Origin of the sequence: Nocardioides caricicola, from assembly GCF_039541135.1 — a bacterium.
Taxonomy (GTDB): domain Bacteria; phylum Actinomycetota; class Actinomycetes; order Propionibacteriales; family Nocardioidaceae; genus Nocardioides; species Nocardioides caricicola.
Window position 1 is genome coordinate 1 of sequence record NZ_BAABFQ010000006.1, and the last position, 20,682, is coordinate 20,682.

The 20,682-nt window shown below is 71.4% G+C and carries 20 protein-coding genes; 12 read left to right on the forward strand and 8 right to left on the reverse strand.

Annotation, left to right across the window (positions count from 1 at the left end; all coding sequences use genetic code 11):
* Positions 1–100 precede the first annotated feature (100 nt).
* Positions 101–856: a maleylpyruvate isomerase family mycothiol-dependent enzyme gene (locus ABD875_RS11365; protein ID WP_345176322.1), complete on the reverse strand. Its 756-nt coding sequence runs from the start codon at positions 854–856 to the stop codon at positions 101–103.
* A gap of 55 nt (positions 857–911) precedes the next feature.
* Here ABD875_RS11365 and ppgK point away from each other — a divergent pair, with 55 nt between their 5' ends.
* Entirely contained in the window at positions 912–1,667 is a 756-nt protein-coding gene (gene ppgK / locus ABD875_RS11370) for a polyphosphate--glucose phosphotransferase (protein ID WP_345176324.1), read from the forward strand.
* On the opposite strand, the gene ABD875_RS11375 is transcribed toward ppgK, so the two are convergent.
* Entirely contained in the window at positions 1,643–2,122 is a 480-nt protein-coding gene (locus tag ABD875_RS11375) for a MarR family winged helix-turn-helix transcriptional regulator (RefSeq protein ID WP_345176328.1), read from the reverse strand. The two genes, ppgK and ABD875_RS11375, sit on opposite strands and share 25 nt — an antisense overlap.
* 63 nt (positions 2,123–2,185) lie before the next feature.
* Between ABD875_RS11375 and ABD875_RS11380 the strand changes: the two genes are divergently transcribed.
* The gene (locus ABD875_RS11380; RefSeq protein WP_345176332.1) at positions 2,186–4,174 is read left to right on the forward strand and encodes an MMPL family transporter; all 1,989 of its coding nucleotides are present in this window, start codon (positions 2,186–2,188) and stop codon (positions 4,172–4,174) included.
* Positions 4,175–4,228: 54 nt separating this feature from the next.
* On the opposite strand, the gene ABD875_RS11385 is transcribed toward ABD875_RS11380, so the two are convergent.
* Positions 4,229–5,605, reverse strand: coding sequence for an NAD-dependent malic enzyme (locus ABD875_RS11385; RefSeq protein ID WP_345176336.1), 1,377 nt, complete (start codon positions 5,603–5,605; stop codon positions 4,229–4,231).
* A gap of 117 nt (positions 5,606–5,722) precedes the next feature.
* On the opposite strand from ABD875_RS11385, the gene ABD875_RS11390 reads away from it, so the two are divergent.
* Both ABD875_RS11390 and ABD875_RS11395 read left to right on the forward strand, forming a co-directional pair.
* Complete coding sequence (locus ABD875_RS11390; protein ID WP_345176341.1) at positions 5,723–6,316, forward strand: TetR/AcrR family transcriptional regulator; 594 nt, start codon at positions 5,723–5,725, stop codon at positions 6,314–6,316.
* 37 nt (positions 6,317–6,353) lie between these two features.
* Positions 6,354–8,684 (forward strand): MMPL family transporter, encoded by a 2,331-nt coding sequence (locus tag ABD875_RS11395; RefSeq protein WP_345176346.1) that lies wholly within the window; start codon positions 6,354–6,356, stop codon positions 8,682–8,684.
* Here ABD875_RS11395 and ABD875_RS11400 read toward each other — a convergent pair.
* Entirely contained in the window at positions 8,681–9,763 is a 1,083-nt protein-coding gene (locus ABD875_RS11400; RefSeq protein WP_345176350.1) for an NAD(P)H-dependent amine dehydrogenase family protein, read from the reverse strand. The genes ABD875_RS11395 and ABD875_RS11400 overlap by 4 nt on opposite strands.
* Entirely contained in the window at positions 9,760–10,758 is a 999-nt protein-coding gene (locus tag ABD875_RS11405; RefSeq protein ID WP_345176354.1) for a Rieske 2Fe-2S domain-containing protein, read from the reverse strand. The genes ABD875_RS11400 and ABD875_RS11405 overlap by 4 nt, the downstream gene beginning before the upstream one ends.
* Before the next feature lie 77 nt (positions 10,759–10,835).
* Between ABD875_RS11405 and ABD875_RS11410 the strand changes: the two genes are divergently transcribed.
* From ABD875_RS11410 to ABD875_RS11430, 5 genes are all read left to right on the forward strand, one after another.
* Positions 10,836–11,432: a TetR/AcrR family transcriptional regulator gene (locus tag ABD875_RS11410; RefSeq protein WP_345176357.1), complete on the forward strand. Its 597-nt coding sequence runs from the start codon at positions 10,836–10,838 to the stop codon at positions 11,430–11,432.
* Positions 11,433–11,516: 84 nt separating this feature from the next.
* A complete protein-coding gene (locus ABD875_RS11415) occupies positions 11,517–11,846 on the forward strand; it encodes a PadR family transcriptional regulator (RefSeq protein WP_345176362.1) in 330 nt (109 codons plus the stop codon).
* A gap of 1 nt (position 11,847) precedes the next feature.
* Entirely contained in the window at positions 11,848–12,183 is a 336-nt protein-coding gene (locus ABD875_RS11420; RefSeq protein ID WP_345176366.1) for a DUF1048 domain-containing protein, read from the forward strand.
* Positions 12,180–12,929 carry an ABC transporter ATP-binding protein gene (locus ABD875_RS11425; protein WP_345176370.1) on the forward strand — a complete coding sequence of 250 codons (750 nt, stop codon included), beginning with the start codon at positions 12,180–12,182 and terminating at the stop codon, positions 12,927–12,929. The genes ABD875_RS11420 and ABD875_RS11425 overlap by 4 nt, the downstream gene beginning before the upstream one ends.
* A complete protein-coding gene (locus ABD875_RS11430; protein ID WP_345176372.1) occupies positions 12,926–13,687 on the forward strand; it encodes an ABC transporter permease in 762 nt (253 codons plus the stop codon). Before ABD875_RS11425 ends, ABD875_RS11430 begins: the two co-directional genes overlap by 4 nt.
* Before the next feature lie 9 nt (positions 13,688–13,696).
* Here the strand turns inward: ABD875_RS11430 and ABD875_RS11435 are convergent, their stop codons facing one another.
* Together ABD875_RS11435 and cls are read right to left on the reverse strand one after the other, a co-directional pair.
* Positions 13,697–14,347, reverse strand: a complete 651-nt coding sequence (locus ABD875_RS11435) for a hypothetical protein (protein ID WP_345176375.1) — start codon at positions 14,345–14,347, stop codon at positions 13,697–13,699.
* A 17-nt stretch (positions 14,348–14,364) separates the two neighbouring features.
* Positions 14,365–15,855 (reverse strand): cardiolipin synthase, encoded by a 1,491-nt coding sequence (gene cls, locus ABD875_RS11440; protein WP_345176378.1) that lies wholly within the window; start codon positions 15,853–15,855, stop codon positions 14,365–14,367.
* Between the two features lie 86 nt (positions 15,856–15,941).
* On the opposite strand from cls, the gene ABD875_RS11445 reads away from it, so the two are divergent.
* Positions 15,942–17,006 carry an AI-2E family transporter gene (locus ABD875_RS11445; RefSeq protein WP_345176380.1) on the forward strand — a complete coding sequence of 355 codons (1,065 nt, stop codon included), beginning with the start codon at positions 15,942–15,944 and terminating at the stop codon, positions 17,004–17,006.
* A 14-nt stretch (positions 17,007–17,020) separates the two neighbouring features.
* Here ABD875_RS11445 and ABD875_RS11450 read toward each other — a convergent pair whose 3' ends face one another.
* Positions 17,021–17,209, reverse strand: a complete 189-nt coding sequence (locus ABD875_RS11450) for a hypothetical protein (protein WP_345176383.1) — start codon at positions 17,207–17,209, stop codon at positions 17,021–17,023.
* 179 nt (positions 17,210–17,388) lie between these two features.
* Between ABD875_RS11450 and ABD875_RS11455 the strand changes: the two genes are divergently transcribed.
* Positions 17,389–17,880: a DUF1269 domain-containing protein gene (locus ABD875_RS11455; protein WP_345176386.1), complete on the forward strand. Its 492-nt coding sequence runs from the start codon at positions 17,389–17,391 to the stop codon at positions 17,878–17,880.
* A 116-nt stretch (positions 17,881–17,996) separates the two neighbouring features.
* Entirely contained in the window at positions 17,997–20,597 is a 2,601-nt protein-coding gene (locus ABD875_RS11460; protein ID WP_345176389.1) for a LuxR C-terminal-related transcriptional regulator, read from the forward strand.
* The last annotated feature ends 85 nt before the right edge of the window (positions 20,598–20,682 follow it).

Here is a 20,682-nt window from a genome sequence, read left to right on the forward strand (position 1 = left end):
TCGTTCGTCTACGGCGTCCACGACGGCCACGGCGCCACAGCGGTCGGCACGGTGAACATCACCGTCACCCCGGCACCGTGAACACGCTGGCCCACATCGATCAGGTCCAGGTGACCGCGGCGCGCTCGCGCCAGGTGCCCTCGAGGGAGGCGCGCGCGGTGCGGTTCCACAGCGACAGGTAGAGGTCGACGGCCGTGCCGGCGAGGACCCAGTCGCCGTCCGCGCGCGGCCCGGCCCGCCGGGAGGTGGCCGCCGGCCCGGGGCCGACCTCGACCAGCCACCAGTCGGGCACGTCGTCGGGAGCGACGACGAGCTGGCCCCGCTCCTCGCAGCGCAGCTGCGACCGCGGGCGGGTCAGGAACCCGCCGAGGAGCTCGTCGATGCCGTCGACCGCGACGTCGGGCTCGATCCAGGTGTCGGCCGGGAGGGGGTGCCGGCCCAGGGCCGCGGCCAGCGCGTCGACGGCATGGATGGTGGTCTCGTGGCACTGCCGTCGTGCCCAGAACTCCCGGGGTGCGGGCGCGTCGTTCAAGAACACCAGCGCCGTCGCGTCGGCCGGCGCCCGGGTGAGGGTCTCCGCCAGCTCGATGACGCCGTCGCGCAGCCACTCGAGCGGGTCGACCTCGGCCCGACCCTCGGCCTCCACGGCATCCGGGTCGGTGCCGTTCTCACCACGCACCAGGGCGGCGGCCCAGCGGTGCACCATCCCCTGGTGAACGACCAGGTCGCGCACCGTCCACTCCGGACAGGTGGGCACCGGCGCGCGCATCCCGGCGCGGTCGGCGTACCGCACGAACGCGACCATCGCGGCACGGAGACCCTCCAGGTGCCGGGTCAGGGGAAGCTCGGTGGGCACCCGATGAGCGTGACAGGTGTCACCGCGATCGGCCCAACGGTTTAGGTTTGGCCGCATGGCGACCACGGAGCAGCCCTTCGGCATCGACTTCGGAGGCACCGGCATCAAGGGGGCGCCGGTCGACCTCGACGCCGGCGACTTCGCCGCCGAGCGGGAGCGGATCCGCACCCCGGAGGCCTCGACGCCCGAGAACATCGCCGAGATCTTCGTCGAGCTCCTCGCGAAGTTCCCCGACTGCACCGGCGCGGTCGGCGTGACCGTGCCCGGCGTCGTACGCCACGGTGTCGTGCTCTCCGCGGCGAACATCGACAAGTCCTGGATCGGGACCGACGCCGACCGGCTGTTCACCGAGGCGACCGGCCGTGAGGTGCACGTCGTGAACGACGCCGACGCCGCCGGCCTCGCGGAGGTGCGCTACGGCGCCGCCCGCGGTCGCAGCGGCCTGGTCATCGTGACCACGCTCGGCACCGGGATCGGCTCCGCGATGGTCAACGACGGGATGCTGGTGCCGAACTCCGAGCTCGGGCACCTCGAGATCGACGGGCACGACGCGGAGTCGCGCGCGGCGAACAGCGCCCGCACCCGCGAGGAGCTGTCCTGGGAGCAGTGGGCCGAGCGCCTGACCCGCTACTACCGGACCCTGGAGATGCTGTTCTCGCCCGAGCTGTTCGTGGTCGGCGGCGGGGTCAGCAAGGACTCCGCCGAGTTCCTCCCGCTGCTCGACCTCGACACCGAGATCGTGCCGGCGACGTTGCGGAACAGGGCCGGCGTCGTCGGCGCCGCGCTCTACGCGTCCGAGGGCGGCGGCTGAGCCTCGAGCTCGTCGAAGGTCGCGACGACGCCGCGCAGGTAGCGCTCGACGACCGCGCGCTCCTCCTCGGTGAAGGACCGGTCGAGCCGGTCGAGGGACACGAACATCGGCAGCAGGTGCGCCAGCACCTCCTCGCGCCCGGATGCGGTGACCTCGACCTGGGTACGGCGACGGTCGAGAGCGTGCGGGTGCCGTCGGACGTGTCCGCGCTGGGCGAGCCGGTCGACCAGGCCCGTGGAGGCGGCGGTGCTGACGTCGAGGATCCTGGCCAGGTCCCCAGGGCCGAGCGGCTCGCGCATCAGGTGCTCCATCGCGACCAGGTCGCTCTCGGAGAGCCCGGCGCGCCGGGCGATGACGTGTCGCAGGCGTCCGCCGCGCTCGATCGCCTCCCGCAGGGCCGTCAGGCTGCCGGTCTGCTTCCACCGCTCGGTGAACGCACTGGCGGGACCCGACATTTTCACTCACCCACTTAGTTGCTAAGTTACTTAGGTATCGTACGCCATCCGTCAGGAGTTCTCGTGGCCCTCGCGCCGATCATCGCCGGTCGCCGTACCGCCTGGGTGTTCGCCCTGCTGCCGATCCTCCTCGCCGTCGTCCTCATCGGCGGCGTGGGCGAGGCCGAGCACCGGACCGACTCACGCGACAACCTGCCCGACAACGCCGACAGCACGGCCGCGGCCTTCCTGCTCGACGAGCTGCCCGACGAGGCGACCGAGGCCGCGATCGTGCTGTGGACCGCGGACTCCGGGAAGCTCTCCGAGTCCGCGCTCGGAGAGATCGAGTCGCAGTCCGAGGGCGAGCTCGTGCCGTCGGAGGACGGGACGGCGGTGTTCACCGTGATCCCCGTCGAGGGCGGCAACGCCGACGAGATCGGCGAGAAGGTCGACGCGCTGCGCGAGGACCTGCGCGCCGGGGCCCCGGACGGCGTCACCGTCGGCGTCACCGGTCCGGCCGGCATCCGGGCCGACCTCAGCAAGGTGTTCGACGGCGCCGACATGCGGCTGCTGCTCGCGACGATGCTGATCGTCGCGGTCCTGCTGGTGGTGACCTATCGCAGCCCGATCCTCTGGGTGATCCCCCTCGTCGTCGTCGGCGTCGCCGACCGGTTCGCGGTCGTGGCCGCGACCCAGGTCCTCGACGGCGTCGGCCTCCCGTGGGACGGCACCACCACCGGCGTCCTCTCGGTGCTCGTCTTCGGCGCCGGCACCGACTACGCGCTGCTGCTGATCTCCCGCTACCGCGACGAGCTCCGCTCGACCGAGTCCCGCCACGAGGCGATGGCGCACGCGCTGCGTCGTACGTCGGAGGCGGTCATCGGCAGCGCGCTCACGGTGTTCCTCGCGGTGCTCGCCCTCGTGCTGTCGGTGGTGCCGTCGACCCGCGCCCTGGGCGTCGCGTGCGCGGTGGGCATCGTGGTCGCGGCGACGTTCGCACTCGTGGTGCTGCCGGCGGCCCTCGTGCTGTTCGGGCGCTGGGTCTTCTGGCCCAAGGTCCCGCGGCACGGCGACCAGGCTGCGGTCGACACCGACTCGGTCTTCCACAAGGTCGGCCAGGTGGTCGCGCGGCGACCGCGGACCGTCGTGGTCAGCACCCTGCTGCTGCTCGCCGTGCTGGCCAGCGGGCTCGCCGGCGTCCGGTTCGGCCTCGACGAGTCCGACCAGCTCCTCGACCGGCCGGAGGCCGTCACCACGGGCGAGCGGCTCGCCGAGTCGTACCCCGCCGGCACCGTGGAGCCCACCCAGGTGGTCACCCGCGCCTCGGAGGACGAGGTGCTGCCGGTGGTCTCCGAGGTCGACGGGGTCGAGTCCGCGCGGGTCAGCGCGTCCGGCGGCGGCGTCACCCAGGTCGACGTGGTGCTCACCGCGGAGCCGGGGAGCGAGGACGCCCGCGCGACCGTCGAGGACATCCGCGACGCGCTCGGCGACCTGCCGTCGACGTACGTCGGCGGGACCGAGGCCGAGTCGCTCGACGCGCGCGACGCGGCCAGCCGCGACATGCTGCTGATCCTGCCGCTCATCCTCGGCATGGTGCTGCTCGGCCTGGCCATCATCCTGCGATCGCTGCTCGGGCCGGTGCTGCTCGTGCTCTCGGTCGTCGCGACCTACGTGGCCGCGCTCGGCGCCTCGTGGTGGATCTTCACCGGCGTGTTCGGCTTCGAGGCCGTGGACGTGAAGATCCCGCTCTTCGCGTTCCTCTTCCTCGTCGCGCTCGGCGTCGACTACAACCTGTTCCTCGTCACCCGGGCGCGCGAGGAGGCGCGCGAGCACGGCTCGCGCGAGGGCATGCTCCGCGCCCTCACCGTCACCGGTGGCGTGATCACCAGCGCCGGCATCCTGCTCGCCGCGGTCTTCGCCGTCCTCGGCGTGCTGCCCCTGGTCGCCCTCGCCCAGCTCGGCACGATCATCTGCGTCGGCGTGCTGCTCGACACGCTCGTCGTCCGCACCATGCTCGTCCCGGCCGTCGCGGTGCTGCTGGGGGACCGGTTCTGGTGGCCGCGGCGGGTGTGACGGCGCGGTGCCGGACTCACCGGTGCGAGCCAGTGAGACCGACGAACGCCCACCTCACCCCTCGCCACGGATGGCCGCAGCGACCGCCTTGGGGACGTCGGGGTGGAAGACGGTCGGGATGATGAAGTTCGGGTTGAGCTCGTCGTCCTTGACCACCAGGGCGATGGCCTCGGCGGCGCGGAGCAGCATGTCGATGGTGACCTCGCTGGCCCGGGCGTCGAGGAGGCCGCGGAAGACGCCGGGGAAGGCGAGCACGTTGTTGATCTGGTTCGGGTAGTCCGAGCGGCCGCTGGCGACGACGGCGGCGTACTTGTCCGCCTCGGCGGGGTCGACCTCCGGGTCGGGGTTGGCCAGCGCGAACACGACGGCGTCCGGCGCCATCTCCGAGATCCACTCGGCCTTGAGCACGCCGGGGGCGCTCACGCCGATGAAGACGTCGGCGCCGGCGAGCACGGTGCGCAGGTCCCCGGTGACCCGGCGCGGGTTCGTCACCGCTGCCAGCTCGCGGTGCGCCGGCGGCAGGCTCTCGTCGTCGGCGGACAGGGCGCCGGCGCGGTCCACGACCACGACGTCGGTGACGCCGGCCGCGATCAGCAGCGTCACGATCGCCGTGCCGGCGGCGCCGCCCCCGGACACCACGACGCGCACCGAGTCGAGCGACTTCTTCACGACGCGCAGCGCGTTCGTCAGTGCGGCGAGTACGACGATGGCGGTCCCGTGCTGGTCGTCGTGGAAGACCGGGATGTCCAGGGAGGCGCGCAGCCGCCGCTCGATCTCGAAGCAGCGCGGGGCGGCGATGTCCTCGAGGTTGATGCCGCCGAAGCCCGGGGCGATCATCTCGACGGCCCGCACGATCTCGTCGGTGTCCTGCGACGCGAGGCAGATCGGCCAGGCGTCGATGTCGGCGAACCGCTTGAACAGCGCGGCCTTGCCCTCCATCACCGGCAACGCCGCGCCGGGCCCGATGTTGCCGAGCCCGAGCACCGCCGAGCCGTCGGTGACGACGGCGACCGAGTTGCCCTTGATGGTCAGGCGCGGGATGTCGTCGGGGTTCTCGGCGAGCGCCATGCTCACCCGGCCGACACCGGGGGTGTACGCCATCGACAGGTCGTCACGGGTGCGCAGCGGCACCTTCGACGTCACCTCGATCTTGCCGCCGATGTGCAGCAGGAACGTCCGGTCGCTGACCCGGTAGACCTCGACGCCGTCGACCGCGGCGGCCGCCTCCGGCAGCAGCTGGGCATGCGCGGCGTCGGCCGCCGAGCAGGTCACGTCCACGACGAGGCGCTGGTGGCTGGAGTCGGTGACGTCGATGGCGGTGACCACGCCACCGGCCTGGGCGATCGCGGTCGCCACCGCGCCGACCACGCCGTGGTCGGGGTCGGTGTGCAGGCGCATGGTGATCGAGTACGACGAGGCGGTGGCTGCCATGCCCCGACCCTCTCCCCCCGCCTCGGTTACCGGCAAGTCGCGATCGGCGATGCCAGGCATCGTGTGACGACCGCCACAAGTTTGCACTTGATCCTTGAAAGTGCAAGAATGCACTTCATGACCGAGAGTGCAATGAACCTGCGTGAGCAGAAGCGGTGGGACACCAGCCGCCGCATCACGCAGTGCGCCCAGCGGCTCACCGACCAGCACGGCCTCGACGGGTTCACCATGGACGACCTGGCCGCCTCGGCCGGTGTCTCGCGACGGACGCTGTTCAACTACTTCCCCAGCAAGACCGACGCGGTCCTCGGCGAGATCCCGGAGATCCCCGAGGCGGCGGTGGAGACGTTCCGCGCCGGCGGTCCCCACGGCAGCCTCGTCGACGACCTGACCGAGCTCGCCCACCTGGTGCTCTCGGCCAAGCAGCCCGAGCGGGAGTCGATCGAGCTCGGCCGGCGGGTCCTCACGCGCGACCCCCGGATGCTCGCCGCCGCCCACCAGCGGTTCGAGCTCATCTCCGAGGAGTTCGCCGCCCTGGTGCTCGAGCGCGAGGGCGACGGCTTCGAGCCCTTCCGCGCCCGCCTGCTGCTCCGGCTGGTCCTCACCCTGTTCGACTCCGCGCTCGAGGCCTTCGCCCAGGAGGACGAGAGCCGCGCACTCGTCGACGTCTTCGACGAGCACCTGGGCGCAGCCCGCGCCCTGTTCACCTGACCTCCCCTGCACCACCCGAACCCAGGAGACCGCCACCATGGCCACCCTGTTCTACCGACTCGGCAAGAGCGCCTACCGGCGCTGGCCGTTCTTCATCGCGGCCTGGCTGGTCGCGCTGGTCGCCGTCGGCACCGTCGCCGCGACCATGTCGAAGCCGATGACCGACTCCTTCTCGATCCCGGGCATCCCGTCCGAGAAGGCCGCCGACCTCCAGGCCGAGCTGTTCCCGAACGTCACCGACGCCTTCGACGAGGCCTCGGTCAACGTCGTGGTGGCCGCGCCGGAGGGTCACTCGCTCGACGAGCCGTCGTACACGAAGGCCGTCGACTCCCTCGTCGCCGACCTCCGCGCGTTGCCCCAGGTCGCGCCGGACGCGCCGATCACGAACCCGGTCGACGCCGCCCAGTCCCAGCGCCAGGCGATGCTCGAGTCCGCCCGGCAGAGCGGCACGCCGCCGGACGTCGCGAAGGCCAACGCCGCCGCCCTCAGCCCGCTGACCCCGGACGCCCGGGTCGGCATCATCTCCTTCCAGTACGACGTGGAGACGGTCGCTGACGTCGAGCCCGCCACCCAGGAGGCGCTGCTCGACGTCCTCGAGGCCGCTCGCGACAACGGCCTCACCGCCGAGGCCAACGGCGCCGGTACGTCGGCGATGAGCGAGCCCGGCGCCTCCTCGGAGCTGATCGGCATCGCCGTCGCGCTCGTCGTCCTGCTGCTCACCTTCGGCTCGCTGGTCGCCGCCGGCCTGCCGATCATCACCGCGATGATCGGTGTCGCGCTCGGCCTGTCCGGCATCACGGCCATGACCGCGTTCATGGACATCGGCTCCAGCACCCCGATGCTGGCCACGATGATCGGCCTCGCGGTCGGCATCGACTACACGCTGTTCATCCTGGCGCGCTACCGCACCGAGCTGCAGCACACCGACGACCGCGAGGAGGCCATCGGCGTCTCCGTCGGCACCGCCGGCTCGGCGGTCGTGTTCGCCGGCCTGACCGTCCTCATCGCGCTGTGCGCGCTGGCCGTCGTCGGCATCCCGTTCCTCACCGCCATGGGCCTCGCGGCCGCCGCCACCGTGCTCATCGCGGTGCTGGTCGCGCTGACCCTGCTGCCCGCGCTGCTGGGCATGCTCAAGTCGAAGGCGTTCGGCGGCCAGGTCCGCAAGTACCGCCCCCGCCGGGAGCCCGACGGCCACATCGTCAACAACGGCGTCCGGTGGGCGCGCTTCGTCGGCCGCCGCCCGCTCGCGGTCGCGCTGCTCGTCGTCGTCGGCCTCGGCGCCCTCGCCGTACCGCTCAAGGACCTGCACCTCGCGTTCCCGACCGACAGCACCGCGTCGGTCGAGACCACCCAGCGTCAGGCCTCCGACCTGATGGCCGAGGCGTTCGGCCCCGGCCGCGAGGGCCCGCTGCTGGTCGTCGTCGACGCGACCGACGTCGCCGAGGCCGACCGGTCGGCCGCGATCGGCGAGGTCACGGCGTGGGCCGCCGACCAGCAGGGTGTCGCGAACGCCCAGGTGGTCGCGATGAACGACGCCGGCACCGGCGCGCAGATCATGATCACGCCCACCTCGGGCCCGGACGAGACCGCCACCGAGGACCTGCTCGCCGACCTGCGCGACGGCCAGGCCGGCATCGAGGCCGAGACCGGTACGACGACCGGCGTGACCGGTCTGACCGCGATCACGACCGACGTGTCCGAGCGGCTCAGCGACGCGCTGCCGGTCTACCTCGCGGTGGTCATCGGGCTCGCGTTCCTGCTGCTGATGGTCGTGTTCCGCTCGATCCTCGTGCCGCTGACCGCGACCCTCGGCTTCCTGCTGTCCGTGCTCGCCACGCTCGGCGCGACCGTCGCGGTCTTCCAGGAGGGCGCGTTCGGCCTGATGGAGGGCCAGCCGATCGTCAGCTTCATGCCGATCTTCCTGATCGGTGTCGTGTTCGGTCTCGCCATGGACTACCAGGTCTTCCTGGTGACCCGGATCCGCGAGGCGCACGTGCACGGCTACCCGATGAAGGAGGCGGTCGTCGACGGGTTCCGCAACAGTGCCCGGGTCGTGAGCGCCGCGGCCGCGATCATGACCGCCGTCTTCGCGGCGTTCATGCTCCAGGACGAGCCGATCGTGAAGTCGATGGGCTTCGCTCTCGCGGTGGCCGTCGTGTTCGACGCGTTCATCGTCCGGATGGCGCTGATCCCGGCCGTGCTCTACCTGATGGGCGACCGCGCCTGGTGGCTGCCGACGTGGCTCGACCGGCTGCTGCCGAACGTCGACGTCGAGGGTGAGAGCCTCGACCGGCCGCACCTCAAGGGCCGGTCGATCGAGGACGAACTCGACGACCTGACCGCGGAGAGCAACGAGGTGCAGCGCTAGAGCCGGAAGCGCCCCGCGAAGGACCGGAGCGGGAGGTCGGCGCTGGTCACGATCCCCGGTGGTGCCGCCACCACCGACCGGATCGCGTGCAGCGCCGGCATCCCGGTCACGGTCATCCCGATCGAGGCGAACTGGGCCGGGTCGGAGAGGTCCATCCCGGGAGCCGGGAAGATCATGTGCTTGTTGTAGACCTGCGGATCGCCCTTGATCTGAGTGATGTAGCAGCCCTTGATCTCCCAGCTGGGATCGGTGTGCGGCGTCATCTGCCACTCGAGGTGGGTCTCCACGCGCGGTACGCCGTCGACGAGGCCCTGGTACTTCACGTAGCTGCCGCCGAGCGACCCCGCCGGCAGCTGGTACCAACCCAGGTCGACGTCCTTGGTGCACGCGCCCAGCTCGTAGGAGAACGTGACCTCGTCGAGCTCGAGGCCGAAGCAGTCGGCCTTCAGGTACACCGAGTCGGCGAACACCGCGGTGTACTTGTGCAGCATCGCGGGCAGGTCCGGGTGGTCGACCGGCAGGCCATAGCCCACCTCGCGCCACGTGTCGGCGGAGTGGTGGCAGGACACGTCGACCGACTCGATCGTGGTGACGTTCTCGATGTCGGCGACGTCGGCCGAGCAGACGACCGCGAGGATCTGGTTCAGCCCGGGGTTCATGCCGGTGCCGTAGAACGTCGAGCCCCCGCGCTCGCAGGCCTCCTGCAGCACCTCGGAGGTACGCCGGCCCGACGGGTGCGGGTGGTTGGTGTCGCGGTGGTACCCGGTGATCCAGTCGGCCGTCGTGACGACGTCGATCCCGGCCTCGAGCACGCGCACGTAGAGGTCCTCGTCGGGGAAGACGCCGTGGAACGTCACGACGTCGGGCGTCGCGGCGATGATCTCCTCGATCGTCCCGGTCGCGACGACGCCGACCGGGCCGATGCCGGCGAGCTCGCCGACGTCGCGCCCGATCTTGTCCGGCGAGTAGCAGTGCACGCCGACCAGCTCGAGGTCCGGGTGCGGGCCGAGCCGCTTGATCATCTCCGACCCGACGTTGCCGGTCGCCACCTGGAACACGCGGATCCTGGGAGAGGTCATGCGGGGGTCCTCGTCTCTGGGTAGAACTGCTGCGCCCATGTGCGCAGCGCGGTGAAGCCCGGGTACTCGCCGCGCGACAGGGCGGCGGGGCTCGCGTACTTCTGGTGCGACCAGATCTCGATGTCGGCCTCGAACTGCTCGATCACGCCCCGGGCGTGCCGGTCGGCGGACTCCGAGTGGTCCCGGTCGTCGCCCGGCTTGCGGCCGATCCAGACGCTGAACCGCACGTCGCACGTCGAGTCGTCGACGGGGGTCACGGCCGACGCCGTGCGGTTGTCGATCATCCCCCAGCTCTTGGTGACCGCGAGGCCGAGGCCGCAGTTGAAGGCGTTCACCCCGCTGTTGACGTCCTCGATGCTCCCGCCCTCGTCCTCGGCGTCGAACGTGATCGTGAAGTCGACCAGCGCGATCGGGTCCTCGAACTCCTGCTTGGTGAACAGCGGCACGATCGGGACCTGGTGGACGTACTTGAAGTGCGCGAAGTCGACGCCGTTCTCGAGCACGTACTGCGGGTGCAGCTCGAGGCGGGTCTCGAACAGCCGGGCATGCTCGCACAGCGGGTAGTAGTCGTCGGCGGTCGCGCCGTCGCCGAAGCCGGTGAAGATGTCGGGGACGTCGAAGTACGGCGCCCGGCCCTCGACGTCGTGCCAGGCGTAGATCGACTCGTTGCGCTCGACGACCGGCATCGTCTTGATCCGCTTGCCGATGTTGGGCCGGTCCTCGTAGGGGATGCACACGTTGCGGCCCTGGTCGTTCCACTCCCACCCGTGGAACGGGCACCGGATCCGGTCCTCGACCACGGTGCCGCCGTACCCGAGGTGCGCGCCGAGGTGCTCGCAGTACGCGTCCATCACCGTGACCGCGCCGGAGGCGCCCCGCCAGGCGACCAGGTCGCGACCGAAGTAGCGCATCCGGTGCACCTGCCCGACCTGGACCTCGTGCGACCAGGCGACCTGGAACCAGCCGGTCGGGTTCATCGGAAGGGTCGGCTTCATCCGGCGACCTCCAGGGTAGAATCGCGATTCTGCGAAACAGAACCACGGTTCTGACAGACCGTCAAGAGGAGGGCCCGGTGTCGGTCGCCGACGAGCGCCGCTCGCTCTACCGCGACCGGGTCCTGGCGGCCGCGGAGCGGGAGTTCGCCCGGGTCGGGTTCGCCGAGACGAAGGTGGCCGCGATCGCCCGGGCCGCCGACGTCTCCCTGGCCACCGTCTACAAGACCTTCCCCGGCAAGACCGAGATCTGGAACGACCTGCACGCCGAGCGGATGGCCGCGCTGCTCGCCCGCGTCGACGAGCGGGTCGCCGGGATCGGGTCACCGCTGGAGCGGCTGCTCGCCGGCATCGGCGCGGTGGCGGAGTTCCTCACCGAGCACGACGCCTACCTCGAGCTCAGCCTGCACGCGAGCGCGGGCTGGCTGACCGCGAGCTCCGGGCACGGCGTCCAGCAGACCGTGTGGAGCTCCGGTCTCGCCACGATCGCCGCCGGCGTGGACGCCGCCCGGGAGGCCGGGGAGCTGGCGGACCTGCGTCCGCGGGTCGCGGCCGGGCTCGTGGTCTCCGCGCTCCAGGTCTGGCTCGCCGACTGGGTCGACGCCGGCCGGGACCGCGCGCCCGGCGTCGTCGTCGAGGACCTGGTCTCGCACCTGAGGACGATGCTCACCCGCTGAGCCACTTGCGCCCGGCCACTATTCAGTGTCACTATCTACCGGTAGTCAACATCACTGAGTAGTTGGAGTAGTGGGGAGCGACCCGTGGGCAAGCAGGTCACCGAGATGCTCAAGGGAACCCTGGAGGGGATCGTGCTCGCGATCCTCGCCGGCCGGCCGGCGTACGGGTACGAGATCACGTCCTGGCTGCGCGACAAGGGCTTCACCGAGATCGCCGAGGGCACGATCTACGCCCTCCTGATCCGGATCGAGCAGCGCGGCTACGTGGACGTGGAGAAGGTCCCGTCCGAGAAGGGCCCGCCGCGCAAGGTCTACACCCTCAACGCCCAGGGCCGGGCGTACCTCGACGAGTTCTGGAGGAACTGGAGCTTCCTCGCGGAACGACTGGAACAGCTCCGAAAGGGAGACGGCTGACATGGCCACATGGATGAAGCAGAAGAAGCAGTACAAGGCGGCCAAGGCCCGCATCGACGCGCTTCCCGAACCGTACGGCGCGACCGCCAAGGCCCTGCACCGCTACCTCATGTACTACGGAGGCGTCGTCGACGGGGAGACGAGCGTCGCGATGTTCGTCGACCTCGCCGACCTGTGGGAGCGCGCGGCCGTGGACGGCACCTCGGTGCGCGCGATCGTCGGAGACGACCCGGTCGAGTTCGCCGAGGCCTTCGCCGCGGCGTACAGCGGCAAGCACTGGATCGACAAGGAGCGCGCGCGGCTGAACGACGCCATCGACAAGGCGGCCGGCTCATGATCCGCGTACGCGACCTCGAGAAGTCGTACGGCGACCTGGCCGTGCTGCGCGGCGTCGACCTCGACGTGGCGCCGGGCAGCATCGTCGCCCTGCTGGGCTCCAACGGCGCCGGCAAGACCACCCTGATCAAGATCCTCACCACGTTGCTGAAGGCCGACGCCGGGACCGCCACCATCGGTGGTGTCGACGTCGCCACCCAGCCGGCCCAGGTGCGGGAGTCGACCAGCCTGACGGGGCAGTTCGCCGCCGTGGACGAGAGCCTCAGCGGGCGCGAGAACCTCGTGCTGATCGCCCGGCTGCGGCACCTGAAGGACGCCGGCGCCATCGCCGACGACCTGCTGGCACGGTTCCAGCTCACCGACGCGGGCGGACGCCGGGTCTCGACGTACTCCGGAGGGATGCGCCGCCGCCTCGACATCGCGATGAGCCTCATCGGCGACCCACCGGTGATCTTCCTCGACGAGCCGACCACCGGGCTCGACCCGCAGTCGCGCCAGGAGGTGTGGAGCACCGTGGAGGCGCTCGCCGAGCGGGGCACCACGATCCTGCTCACCACGCAGTACCTCGACGAGGCCGAGCGCCTCGCCGACCGGATCGCGATCCTGCACGGCGGCCGGATCATCGCCGACGGGACGCTGGCCGAGCTCACCCGGCTCTTCCCACCCGCGAGCGTGGAGTACGTCGAGAAGCAGCCCACCCTCGAGGAGATCTTCCTCGCGATCGTCGGAGAGGACGACGCAGCATGAGCACCCACCTGATCGCGGACACCACCGTCCTCACCGGCCGCTCGGTCCGCCACATCACCCGCAGCCTGGACACGATCATCACCACGGCGGTCATGCCGGTGGCGATCATGGTGCTGTTCGTCTACGTCTTCGGCGGTGCCATCGACACCGGCGACGTCTCGTCGGTGAGCTACATGCTCCCGGGCATCCTGCTGATCACGATCGCGTCGGGGGTGACCTACACCGCGGTCCGGCTGTTCACCGACATGCAGAGCGGGATCTTCGAGCGCTTCCAGTCGATGCCGATCGCCAGGTCGGCCGCGCTGTGGTCGCACGTGCTGACCTCCCTGTTCGCGAACGCCGTGTCGCTGGTGATCGTCGTGGCCGTGGCCCTGCTCATGGGCTTCCGGTCCGGGGCGGGCGTCGTGGCCTGGCTGGCGATCACCGGCCTGCTGGCGCTGTTCACCCTCGGCCTCACCTGGCTCGCGGTGAACGCCGGGCTGTCGGCGAAGAGCGTGGACGGCGCGAGCGCGTTCGCCTACCCGCTGATGTTCCTGCCGTTCGTCAGCTCCGCGTTCGTCCCCACCGAGACGATGCCCGCCCCGGTGCAGGCGTTCGCCGAGCACCAGCCGGTGACGCCGATCGTGAACACCCTCCGCAACCTGTTCGAGCAGCAGCCGGTCGGCACCGACGGCTGGGTCGCCCTCGCCTGGTGCGCGGGCATCCTGGTGCTCGCCCACGCGCTCGCGATGGCGACGTACCGCCGCAGGACCGCCTGAGGACGAGGCTCAGAGCAGCCGCGCGCGCACCTGCGCCGACTGCTGGTAGCCGACCGGGTTGGCGTGGCCGTCGAGCAGCACGACGACGCTTCGGTTGCCGAGGTCGATCACGACCCGGCCGGGCTCGAGCTCGAGCACGTCGCCCCGGATGAGGTACTCCTCGCCCTGCAGCCGCTCCAGGACGACGCCGGCGCCGCCGCGCTCGACGTCCTCCAGGGCGATCGCCCGGAGCTGGCCGCGCAGCCGGCCGCTGGAGCGCCACATCAGCAGGAACAGCAGCAGCAGGATCACGTCGGCGACCGCGGTGAAGACCAGCACGACGTTGCTCTCCACCTCGCCGTCGGCCTGGAAGGACCCGGGGTCGTCCTCGATCACCCGCACCTCGAGCTGGCCGGTGCGCTGCGCCTCGTCGTACGTCGCCTGGTCGACCTCGACGTGCCAGGTCTCCTGGTCGGGGTCGACGTCCTCGGGGAACGTGAACGACAGCCAGTTGCCGTCGCGGGTCGACTCGTCGACGACGGTCGCGGTCACGTCGACGCCGTCGGCCTGGATGCGGGAGTCGGTCCAGGTGCTGTGCAGGAGCGGGAGGTTGATCACGACACCGAGCAGGACCAGCAGCAGCAGGGAGTTGCGTTTGCCGCGGTTCATCTGGCTCGCCATGCGGCCAGTATCGCGGGCTACTGCAGGGTGGCGGTCAGCCGCATCAGGTTGTCGAGGTAGCGCTGGCCCCGGCTGCGCTGCCGCCACTCGTCGAGGGTCAGCTCGGTCGAGAGGGCACGGTAGGTGTCCTGCACCTCGGCGAGGCGGGCGACGACCTCGGGTCCGGTCATCATCATCACGACCTCGTAGTTGAGGACGAACGAGCGCATGTCCATGTTGCTGGAGCCGACCACCGCGACCTGGTCGTCGACCGAGAAGTGCTTCGCGTGCAGCACGAACGGCTCCGGGTAGAGCCAGATCCGGACGCCGGCGGTGAGCAGCGCCTCGTAGTAGGACCGCTGCGCGTGGGCGACCATGAACTGGTCGGCCGTCGCGCCGACGAACAGCTCGACGTCGACGCCGCGCTGCGCGGCGGTGGTGACGGCGTACAGCAGGGAGTCGTCCGGCACGAAGTACGGGCTGGTGAGCGACAACCGGCGCTCGGCGGAGTAGATCATCGCGTTGAACAGCCGCAGGTTGTTCTCGGTGACGAACCCCGGGCCGCTCGGGACCACCTGCACCCCGACGCCGGTGAGCGCGCCCGGACGCTCGGACGGCGGTGGCGGGGTGGACTGAACGACGGAGCCGAGGTTCTCCCCGGTCTCGGTGAACCAGTCCGTCGCGAAGACGACGTTCAGCTCCTGGACGGCGGGGCCTTCGAGCCGGGCGATCAGCTCGACCCAGGCTCGGCCGAGCTTCTGGTTCTTCGGCTTGTCGTAACAGGCCTCGATGAGGTTCTGGGAGCCGCTGAACGCGACCCGGCCGTCGACGACCAGGATCTTGCGGTGGTTGCGCAGGTCCGGCCGGCGGAACTCGCCCTTGAACGGCCGGATCGGCAGCATCGGGGCGTACTGGATCGACGTGGTGTCGAGCTTCTTCAGGAAGTCCTTGTAGCCGGGGATGCCCTTGGAACCGAGGTGGTCGAACAGGAAGCGGACGGTGACGCCCCGCTCGGTCGCGCGCACCAGCTCCTCGAAGAACGGACCGGTCACGTGGTCCCACGACGAGATGTAGAACTGCACGTGGACGTAGTCGGTGGCCGTCGCGACCTCCGCGGTCATCGCGTCGATCTGGGCCTGGTAGTCCTCGATCAGCTCGACGGTGTTGCCGAAGCTGAGCGGGAGGACCCCGAGCCGCCGGTTGAGCTTCGCGAAGGTCTGCACCAGCGGCGGCAGCTCGAGCCGGCGGGCCTCGTCCTCGATGTCCTCGAGGTGCGCGGCCGCGAGCACGGCGGCGTTCACCTCCTCCTGCAGCGCGCGGCGCTTCTTGCCGACCGTCGTGCGCCCGAAGAGGAGGAAGAGCAGGAAGCCGAAGAAGGGGATCGCGATGATCAGCAGCAGCCACGCCATCGCGGTCTGCGGCCGCCGGCCCCCCGGCAGCACGAGCAGCGCGGCGAGGATGATGACGATCTCGACGGCCAGGACGACCGCAGCGACGATCGCGCCCGCGGTGGGCCCCCATTCGAACATGCGGCAACGCTAGGGACCGGCACCGCCGTGGAGGTCACCCGACTCGGGTGAGCCCGCGAGTGGGTCGTCACCCGCACGATGTGGGCGTGTCGACCACGCCCGCCGAACCGAGGACCGGCCTGCCGAGGGGAGTCCTCGTCCTGATCGGGCTCGCGGCGGCGGTCGTGGTCATCGCCGGGATGCGCGGCATCGCCGACCTGCTCGCGCCCGCCTTCCTCGCGCTCGTGCTCACCGTGCTCGCGCACCCGCTGCGCCGCTGGCTCGACAGGAAGATGCCGTCGTGGATGGCGTCGGCGGTCTGCATCGCGGTCGTGTACGTCGGCATCGTGCTGTTCGCGCTGGCGGTGCTCGTCTCGGTCGCGCGGTTCGCGACGCTGCTGCCGTCGTACACCGACGAGTTCACCCAGCGCCTCGACGACTTCACCGCCTGGCTCTCCGACGTCGGGGTCGACCAGGAGCAGATCGACAAGATCGGGTCGTCGTTCGACCTCGGCGCGCTCGGCGGGTTCATCGGTGACCTGCTCTCGGAGCTGATGGGCCTGGTGTCGAACCTCTTCTTCATCCTGTCGCTGGTGCTGTTCATGACCGTCGACGGCAGCAGCTTCCCGCGCCAGCTCGAGCGCGCCCGCGCCGCGAAGCCGGCGATCGTGGCCGCCATCGAGGACTTCGCGCACGGCACCCGCCGCTACCTCGGCGTCGCCACCGTCTTCGGCCTCATCGTCGCGGTGCTCGACTCGATCGCCCTGGTGATCCTCGGGGTGCCACTCGCGCTGACGTGGGGCCTGCTCGCGTTCATCACCAACTACATCCCGAACATCGGCTTCGTGATCGGGCTGATCCCGCCGGCGATCCTCGCCCTGCTCGAGGGCGGGCCGAGCCTGATGATCGCGGTGGTCGCCGTCTACTGCGTGCTCAACGTCGTGATCCAGTCGGTCATCCAGCCGAAGGTCGTCGGCGACGCGGTCGGGCTGTCGACGACGCTGAGCTTCTTCTCGCTGGTGTTCTGGACCTGGGTGATCGGCCCGCTCGGCGCGCTGCTCGCGATCCCGCTGACGCTGTTCGCCAAGGCGCTGCTGGTCGACGCCGATCCCGACACGCGATGGCTGAGACCGCTGATCTCCAACAAGGACGAGCCGGTCACCGAGGGCTAGACCACCCGAGCGGTTCAGTCGGGGAAGGCGACGACCTCGATCACCGAGATCCCCAGGGAGCTCAGCAGGTTCAGCACGCCCTGCAGCTCCTGCTGGTCGGCCATCTCGCCGGTGAGCGTTGTCGCCCGTTGCGTGCGCGCCACCAGGTGCGGGAACGCGCCCGACAGCTCGTCGGTCAGCTCCGCATCCACTCGGATCAGCATCTTCGTCATCGCACGCCCGCCCGGTGTCCCCTGGATCCGGCCGCCCACCCGGCAGCCTGGGTCCCGACGCTAAGCCGGACCCGCGCCAAGACGCCTCACCGGAATCGGGCGAGGCGCCACCCGGCGTACTCCGGCGACCGTGGTCCGAGCACCGATCACGATCGAGGAGACGCACACCGATGGCCACGTTGACCGTGTGGAGGTACGACACCGTCGACGGCGCCGGTCGGGCCGCGCAGCTGCTGAAGGACCTCGCACGCCAGGACGGGCTCGTCCTGCACGACGCCGCGACCGTCGTGTGGGAGCCCGGCCAGAGCAAGCCGCGGACCCACCAGCTGCGCCCGAGCACGACGGTGTCGGGGACGCTCGGCGGCGGGTTCTGGGGGCTGCTGTTCGGGCTGATCTTCTTCATGCCGCTGCTCGGCGCCGCGATCGGCGCCGCGACGGGCGCCCTGGCCGGTGCGCTCACCGACGTCGGGATCGACGACACGTTCATCAACCGGGTGCGAGACACCGTGACCCCGGGCACCTCGGCGCTGTTCGTCCTCACCTCGGACGCCGCGCTCGACCAGATCCACGACGCCTTCGCCGCAGGACCACAGGGCGAGCTGATCTTCACGAACCTCACCGAGCAGCAGGAGGCCGCGCTGCGGGAGGTCTTCGCCGACTGACGGGACGGCTCGGGCGACGCCGCCATGCGGACATGGTTGTCCAGACCGCACCCGGTCCCCGAGACTCGTGCCCGGAGCGGGGAGGGCGGATGGCAGTCGCAAGGCGGACCGCGGCGGTGGATGAGAGCGTTCACCGGTCCACGGACGCGCCCGGGCCGCCGCTGCTGCACGTCGCCCGGCCCCGGCTCGACACGTTCTTCGACGCGGTTCCGCAGACACCGGTCAGCGTGGTCGTGGCGCCCGCCGGGACCGGCAAGACCGCGGCGGCCGCCGCCTGGGCCGAGCAGATGGCGTGCGCGGGACGTCCGGTGACCTGGCTGCGCGGGAACCAGGCCGACGGGTTCGCGGACGACCTGTCCGGCCACCTCGCCAGCTCGGCGGTCCTCGTGATCGACGACGCGCACCTCCTCGGGAGCGACGCCGTCGCGCCGCTCGCCGCGGTGCTCACCGAGGACGCGGCATCGGTCCGGGTGCTGCTGCTGAGTCGCCGCGAGGTCGAGTTCCTCCCCGTCGCCGCCACGCTGGCCGGGCAGGTGCGGGGGCTGCCGCACGCCGAGCTGGACTTCACCGACGCTGAGGCCACGGAGCTGGTCCGCGCCCACCATCCCCAGGCTGCCCCGGAGGAGGTCACGTCGGTCCTGTGCCAGAGCCGCGGGTGGGCCGCCGCGCTGGTGTTCGGCGCACGCAGCCTGCAGGCCCACGGTGCCGGCGCGGACCCCCGCTCGGCGCTGGCCGCCACACGTCAGCCGCTGCTGGACTACCTCCAGCGGGAGGTCCTCGACGCGCTGCCGGCCGACCTGGACCGGGTGCTGGTCGCGACCTGCCAGGAGCCCGAGCTGACCGCTGACGAGGCCGCCCTCCTCTCCGGCGTCCCGCGGGCCGGCGAGCTGCTCGACCTGGCCGCCGGGACCGGGCTGCTGGTCACCGCGCGCCGCGCCGGGCCGGACGGTGAGGTGTGCTGGGTCCGCCACCCGCTGCTGCTCGACCTGCTGCGCCGGCGTACCTCTCCCGGCGGGCCGGACTGGACCCATGCCATCGAGGCGCACCACCGCGCCACGGCGGAGTACGTCGACCGCCGCGACGCCGAGCGGGCGGTGCACCATGCCCGGTTCACCGGCGACCTCGACCTCCAGCTGCGGGTGCTGCGCGAGTTCTCCGTCGACCTCCTGACCCGCCGGCGCACGCAGGTCGTGGCCGACGCGCTGGCCGCGATCCCCGTCGACATCCGCTCGCGGCACCAGGAGCTGCTGGTGCTGCACGCGGCCGTGCTGCGCTCGCAGAGCCGCATCGACGCGGCGAAGACCGCGACCGACCGCGCGCTCGCCGCCGACGCCCGCAGCCTGGCCGGTGGCCGGCACCGCGACGTCGACGCGGAGCTCGCGGCCCTGGAGCTCTGGCAGGCGAGGTTCGGCTGGCGTGCGGCCGGCCCGGCCCTGGACCGGGCGCGCGGGGTGCTCGGCTGTCGCCACGACGGCGAGGTCAGCGCCCACGAGCTGGCCGGCATCGCGCCCCTGCGCGCGGCCTGGCTGACCCTCGAGCTGGCGTCCTTCGAGACCTGGCTCGGCGAGCTCGGGCTCGCCGCGATCCACGTCCAGGACGTCGCGATGTACTCCGGGCAGGTCGACCTGCCGATCCTCGAGCGCGCCGTGCTCTCGAACCGCGCGATGATCGAGATGCTCACCGAGGCCTACCAGACCGCGCGGGCGACCGCGGTGCAGTCGCTCGCCGTCGGCCGGGCGGTCGGGGCCGAGGGCGACATGAGTGCGGCGCGGGCGCACGTCGTGGTCGGCTGGAGCAGCCTCCAGGCCCTCCGGCTCGCCGACGCCGAGTCGGCGCTGCGCGACTTCGCCGCGACGCCCCGCGAGCAGCTGGACCCGCTGCTGCTGGTGTACGGCCGGTTGCTGCGCGCCTGCGTGCTGACCTCGCACGGCGACGTCGAGGAGGCCCGCAGGCTGCTGGCCGGGCGCGGCGAGGTCCCCGAGCTGCTGCCGCGCCAGCTCCAGCGCGTCGAGGGCCTGGTGCAGCTGCTGACCCAGGTCGCGATGGGTGACCTGGCCGGGCTCGAGGTCGTCGTGCACGACTTCCGAGCCGCCAACCTGACCGCCGAGGCGGTGCTGAGCGAGGCGCTGGTCGTCGGGCTGGGCGGAGACGAGCGGCGCGCGGTGCGGATGCTCGACGCCCTGCTGCGCGAACCGGCGACGATGGCGGTCACCGTCGCGGTCGGCGCGGCCGTCGCGCGCATCGCGTTCCTCGACCGGATCGGCTCCGTCAGCAGCACCGAGGCCGCGCTCGGACTGGTGCCCGACCTGCTCAGCCGGGCCACCCCCCAGCGGATGCTGTGGATGCTCACGATCGGTTCGATGATCAGCCCGGGCTTCGTCGACCTGGTCGCCACCCATGCCGAGACGCCGGGCTGCCACCCGTTCGCGGCCGAAGCCGCCGCGGCCCTGCGCGACCACCCGCGCCCCTACCCCGACCTGACCCCGCACCGTCCGTCGAGCCCGGGGTCGACGGCCGACGAGCCGGCCCTGCTCACGCCGCGCGAGCAGGAGGTCCTCGGCCAGCTCGCGCTGGGCGGCGGCAACGCCGAGCTCGCCCGGTCGCTGTTCGTCAGCGAGAACACCGTGAAGACCCACCTGGCCTCCATCTACCGCAAGCTCGGCGTCGACCGCCGCGTCGACGCGCTGCGCGTCGCGCGGTCGCGCGACCTGCTGTGACCGCATTCGTCCGTTCCGGGTGAGCCGTCTCGCCCCGGACGACGCCTACGGTCGTCGCGACCGCACCCCGACCGACGGAGGACGA